Here is a 5,072-nt window from a genome sequence, read left to right on the forward strand (position 1 = left end):
TCGGCCCTGACGCGCCGATCGCGAAGGTCGCCGTCATTCTCGGCTGTTTCGCGATGGGCCTGGCGTGCTTCGCCTTCGGCTATGCGATTTCGCGGCCATTTTCCGAGACCCAGGTCAGCGGCGGTTGGAGGGGCGATACCCCGATGATTTTCGTCTGCATGTTCGGCGGGCTCTTCTTCACCCTCGGGTCCTTCGCGATCGCTGTAAAGGCAATCGTCGATCGCCGCCGTATCAAACGGCAGCAACAGTGGTATTAGCCCTCGATCAGCGGGACGAAAGAGAAGCGACCGTGGCTGGTTGTGGCGATGTCGCCGCCGGTCCTGCGCACGCGCAGCATCTCGCCTTCCACGGGTATCACAAGCACTCCGCCGTCATCGAGCTGATCGACGAGCACCTGCGGGAGGGTGCGGGCCTCGGCGGAGACGAGGATCCGGTCGAATGGCCCGGCGTCCGGCGTCCCCACGGTTCCTTCCGGCGCGGCGATGACGTCGGCGTTCCGGTAGCCCAGCGACGCCACCCGTTCGGCGGCGGGTGAGACGAGCGGTGCGAGCCTTTCGGTGCCGAGCACGGACCCTTCGGGCCCTGTGAGCTCGGCGAGGATCGCCGTGGTCCATCCAGACCCGGCGCCTACGTCGAGCACCGAATCGCCGGGTTGCACGCCGAGTAGTTCGAGCATGATGCGCACGGTGTAGGGCTGCGAATTGGTCACCCCGTGACCGATGGACAGCGGCCGGTCCTCGCCGGCGCGACCGCGAACGTCTTCGGGGAGGAACACCTCCCGCGGCACCCGCTCCATCGCTTCGCGCACCCGTTCATCGCCTGTCATGCCACCATAGAAACGCACGCGGAGTCGCGAGACAAGGGTTCCCATGGATGTGAGCGGCTGGATCGCCGTCGTCGACGCGGGCGACTTCACCATCGCCCGCGAGATCATCATGCGCGGTGTCGCCGCGCTGTTCTTTCTCGCCTTCCTGTCCGGCTTCTTCCAGTTCCCGGCACTGCTCGGCGAGCATGGCCTCTCCCCTGCGCCCGCCTTTATCCGGCGGACCTCGTGGCGCCAGGGGCCCAGTCTGTTCCGGTGGAGGTTCACGCCGTATTCGGACCGGCTACTGCGCTTGGTGTGCGCGGCGGGCATGGTGCTTGCGGCGTCCGCCGTCATCGGAATCCCCCAACTCGGGCCCGCGTGGGCGCCGATCCCGGTCTTTCTCGCGATGTGGGGGTTGTACCTGTCCATCGTCTCGATCGGGCAGCGCTTCTACGGGTTTGGTTGGGAGATGATGCTTCTCGAGGCCGGGTTCGTGGCCGGATTCCTCGGGTCGCATGCCGTCGCCCCGCCCGCACCGATCCTGCTGTTCCTGTGCTGGATGGTGTTCCGCGTCGAGTTCGGCGCGGGGATGATCAAGTGGCGCGGAGATCCGCAATGGCGGGACCTCACCGCGATGGATTTCCACCACCAGACCCAGCCCATGCCGGGGCCGCTATCGCGGTGGGCGCACCTGCGGCCGGGGTGGTGGCACAAGGGCGAGACCGCCGCGAACTTCGCGGTGCAACTCGGGGCGCCATTCCTGCTGTTCCTGCCGCAGCCGATCGCCACGTTCGGGGCGTTCGCGATTATCGTCAGCCAGTTCGCGCTCGTGGTCACCGGGAATTATGCGTGGCTCAACTGGCTCACCATCATCCTCGCGACCGCCGCGATCAGCGACTCGACGCTCGCGTGGATCGCCGGCGGGCCGTGGCCAGGTCTGAGCTGGTTCGGGATCGAGCCGCACACCGTGGAAGGCGCGGCCGCATCACCGTTGTGGTGGGCGGTCGGCATCACGGTCGTGTTCGTGTGGATGCTTGTGCTCAGCCGCGAGCCGCTGCTCAATTTGTTGTCGCCCCACCAGCGCATGAACGCCTCGTTCAACGTGTTCAAGCTCGTCAACGCCTATGGCGCGTTCGGTTCGATGACTCGCGTGCGTCGCGAGCTCATCATCGAGGGCACGGTGCTCGAAGACCCGACGGAGTCCGACTGGCTTCCCTACGAATTCAAGGGCAAACCCGGCGACGTGTACCGCACCCCGCGCCAGTTCGCGCCCTACCACCTGCGGCTGGATTGGGTCATGTGGTTCGCCGCGCTGGGCGCCTACCGCGAGCAGTGGTTCCGCGCGTTACTGGTCCGGCTCGCCCAAGGCGATCCGGGAATCCGTAGGCTCTTACGGATCGATCCGTATGACGGCGAAGCTCCCGCTCTCCTCCGCGTCCGCGTCTTCGAGTACCGATATGCTACACCTGTAGAGCGGAGTGAGACCGGGCGATACTGGACACGCGAGCTCCAGGGCACGCTCGTCCGACCTTCCTCGCTCGACGACCTGAAGCCAATCGGAGCATAATCCTCGCACGGACCCGAGGGGCGCGGGGATCACCACACGTCGTAGGTTTCTCGGCTGATGCTGAATCCGTGTTCGCCGGCCACGCATGTCATGCCGGTCTTCCTGCTGCCGCAGCGCACGTTCGGGGTGGCGCCGTCGATATCGGTGACCACGTCGACATAGGTCCCATATGGCAGCTCGACGCCGGTGCCACGTGAGGGCCACGAGCCTTGTTGTTTCCAGTGCTGCGGGACGTCCTCTCCGATGGAGCCCGGATACCAGCCGATCACATCAGGCGTCGTTTCCGGAACGCCGTCGTTGTACCGATTCGCCTCCGGCCAGGATTGGTGCTCCTTGACGACGCATGCGGCACCCTCTCCTGTGATGTGGCACTGGATGTTTCCGGTCGGCGAGGAGAAGCGCGTTCCGGCAAGGCTGCTGTTGCCGTTGCCGGAGTAATACAGCGCATCTCTTTCGGAAAGGTCCGAGAAATCGGCATTCTTCTTCGCCGCGGAGGATCGGTCGGACGGCGTCGGCGAGGCGGTCGTGGTCGTGGTGTTGCCGGGCTCGGAAGTCGTTTCGGACGCGGATGTCGACGATTCCGACGAGTTTTCCGAAGTAGACGGAAACGTAGGCTCCACTGTCGACATCGCCGCACCATTCGACTCGCCTGACGAAGAATCGACGACATCGCCCAGCCCACAACCGGCGGGCGCTGTCGCGAGACATGTCATCATGGCCGCTCGTCGTATTCTCATTTACTCCCCTCGGTTCGCCGGTTCCTTTGAGCTGATACCCCTCGTATCCCCCAACGTGTTTACGTTATCTGCATCTGCAGTTTCTCGTGACGGATTTTGTCGCCGGGATTCACCGCAGCTCCGATCGCGGATCCGGCTCAGGCTAGTGTTGATCTGGGTTCCCGAACCCGCATCTTCATATTTCGGCCGATGTTCGCCGTGGCATGCGTAGGGAACCCCCTCATTCCCTAAGCGAAAGGAAGGACATGGCTGATTCCGCCGAATTCTCGGCCCCGGAATCGACTGAACCCGCGGACGGAAAAAGCCCGGCCGCCACGAAGCAGGCGACGCACTCGGCGGTCAACTGGCCGGTATTCGCCGGCGCGTCGGTGATTATCGTGGCGTTCGTGCTGTGGGCGGCGATCTGGCCCGATGCTGCATCGACCGCCATTTTCGGCGCGATGGGATGGGTGGCCACGAACTTCGGCTGGTATTACATCCTCACTGCCACCATCGTCGTCGTATTCGTCATTGTGGTCGCGTTTTCCCGCGTCGGACGGACCAAGATGGGCCCCGATCACTCACGCCCGAAGTTCAATCTCTTCACGTGGGCCGCGATGCTTTTTGCCGCCGGCATCGGCGTCGACCTGATGTTCTTCGGCATCTCCGGCCCCGCGACGAACTACCTGACGCCACCGGATGTCGGACCCATGACCGAAGAGGCCGCGCGCATGGCCCCGATCTGGACGATCTTCCACTACGGCATCCCAGGTTGGGCAATGTACGCGCTCATGGGTATGGCCTTCGGCTTGTTCGCCTACCGCTATCACCTTCCCTTGAGTATCCGCTCGGCGCTCGCCCCGATCTTCGGCAAGCGCATCCACGGCGCCGCGGGGCACACCGTCGAGATCGCCGCGACGATCGGAACCATCTTCGGCATTTCCGTCTCGCTCGGTATCGGCGTGGTCTTCCTCAACTACGGCCTGTCCGAACTGTTCGGTATCCCGAACTCCTTGGGCGTGCAGATTGCGCTGATGGCACTCGCCGTGTTCATTACGATCGCCTCGACCGTGTCGGGCGTCGACAAGGGCATCCGCCGACTTTCCGAGCTCAACGTGATCCTCGCGATCGTGCTCGTGCTGTGGGTGCTGTTCTCCGGACAGACGGCACACATGCTCGACGCGCTTGTCCAGAACATCGGCGACTTTTTCTCCCGCTTCCCGTCGATGATGATGAACACCTTCGCCTACAGCACGGGCACCGCGGACTACCCCGCCGAGCAGTGGAAGGCCGACTGGACACTCTTCTTCTGGGCCTGGTGGATCGCGTGGGCACCGTTCGTCTCGCTGTTTCTCGCCCGTATTTCCCGCGGCCGCACGCTTCGGCAGTTCGTCATCGGCGTTTTGCTCATCCCGTTCTCCTTCATCCTCATGTGGGTGTCGATCTTCGGGAACGCCGCGCTGAGCTTCTTCGACGACCAGGAGTTCCTCAACCAGGCGGTCGAGCTGCCCGAATCGGGCTTCTTCACGCTTCTCGAGCAGTACCCGGGATCCACCTTCACGATCTCCGTTGCCGTGCTCACGGGCCTCTTCTTCTATGTGACCTCCGCCGATTCCGGTTCGCTGGTCATGGCGAACATGACCTCGAAGCCGACGATGAACGATTCGGACGGGCCGCCGTGGCTACGCATCGTGTGGGCTGTCATCACCGGTGCGCTGACCCTCGTCATGCTGTTTATCGACGGCGTGTACACGCTGCAGGCGGCCACGGTCATGGTCGGGCTGCCGCTATCGATACTCATCTATCTCGTCATGTTCAGCCTGTGGAAGGTGCTCAAGACCGAGCAGCTGGGAATCGACTCCCGCCAGGCGACCCTGCCCACCCTTCTCACGAGCCGGGTCCGCGATACCGGCGAGCGCGGCAACTGGCGCCAGCGCCTCAAGCACCGTATGTCCTACGCGAGCGAAACCGAGGCCGCGGACTT

General features: G+C 64.0%; 5 protein-coding genes. 3 read left to right on the forward strand and 2 right to left on the reverse strand.

The genetic code is table 11. The annotated features are described in order from the left end of the window. A partial coding sequence (locus K8V11_RS00865; protein ID WP_303910319.1) for a hypothetical protein occupies positions 1-257 on the forward strand: 257 nt, incomplete at its 5' end. On the opposite strand, the gene pcm is transcribed toward K8V11_RS00865, so the two are convergent. Continuing rightward, positions 254-826 (reverse strand): protein-L-isoaspartate O-methyltransferase, encoded by a 573-nt coding sequence (gene pcm / locus K8V11_RS00870; protein ID WP_303910320.1) that lies wholly within the window; start codon positions 824-826, stop codon positions 254-256. The genes K8V11_RS00865 and pcm overlap by 4 nt on opposite strands. Before the next feature lie 43 nt (positions 827-869). Here pcm and K8V11_RS00875 point away from each other — a divergent pair, with 43 nt between their 5' ends. Continuing rightward, entirely contained in the window at positions 870-2,372 is a 1,503-nt protein-coding gene (locus tag K8V11_RS00875; RefSeq protein ID WP_303910321.1) for a lipase maturation factor family protein, read from the forward strand. A gap of 29 nt (positions 2,373-2,401) precedes the next feature. On the opposite strand, the gene K8V11_RS00880 is transcribed toward K8V11_RS00875, so the two are convergent. Continuing rightward, the gene (locus K8V11_RS00880) at positions 2,402-3,001 is read right to left on the reverse strand and encodes a hypothetical protein (protein WP_303910322.1); all 600 of its coding nucleotides are present in this window, start codon (positions 2,999-3,001) and stop codon (positions 2,402-2,404) included. Between the two features lie 353 nt (positions 3,002-3,354). Here K8V11_RS00880 and betT point away from each other — a divergent pair. Beyond that, the coding region (betT, locus tag K8V11_RS00885) for a choline BCCT transporter BetT (protein ID WP_303910323.1) at positions 3,355-5,072 on the forward strand (1,718 nt) is incomplete at its 3' end.

The sequence above is a fragment of the Dietzia timorensis genome (assembly GCF_020742175.1).
GTDB lineage: Bacteria > Actinomycetota > Actinomycetes > Mycobacteriales > Mycobacteriaceae > Dietzia > Dietzia timorensis_A.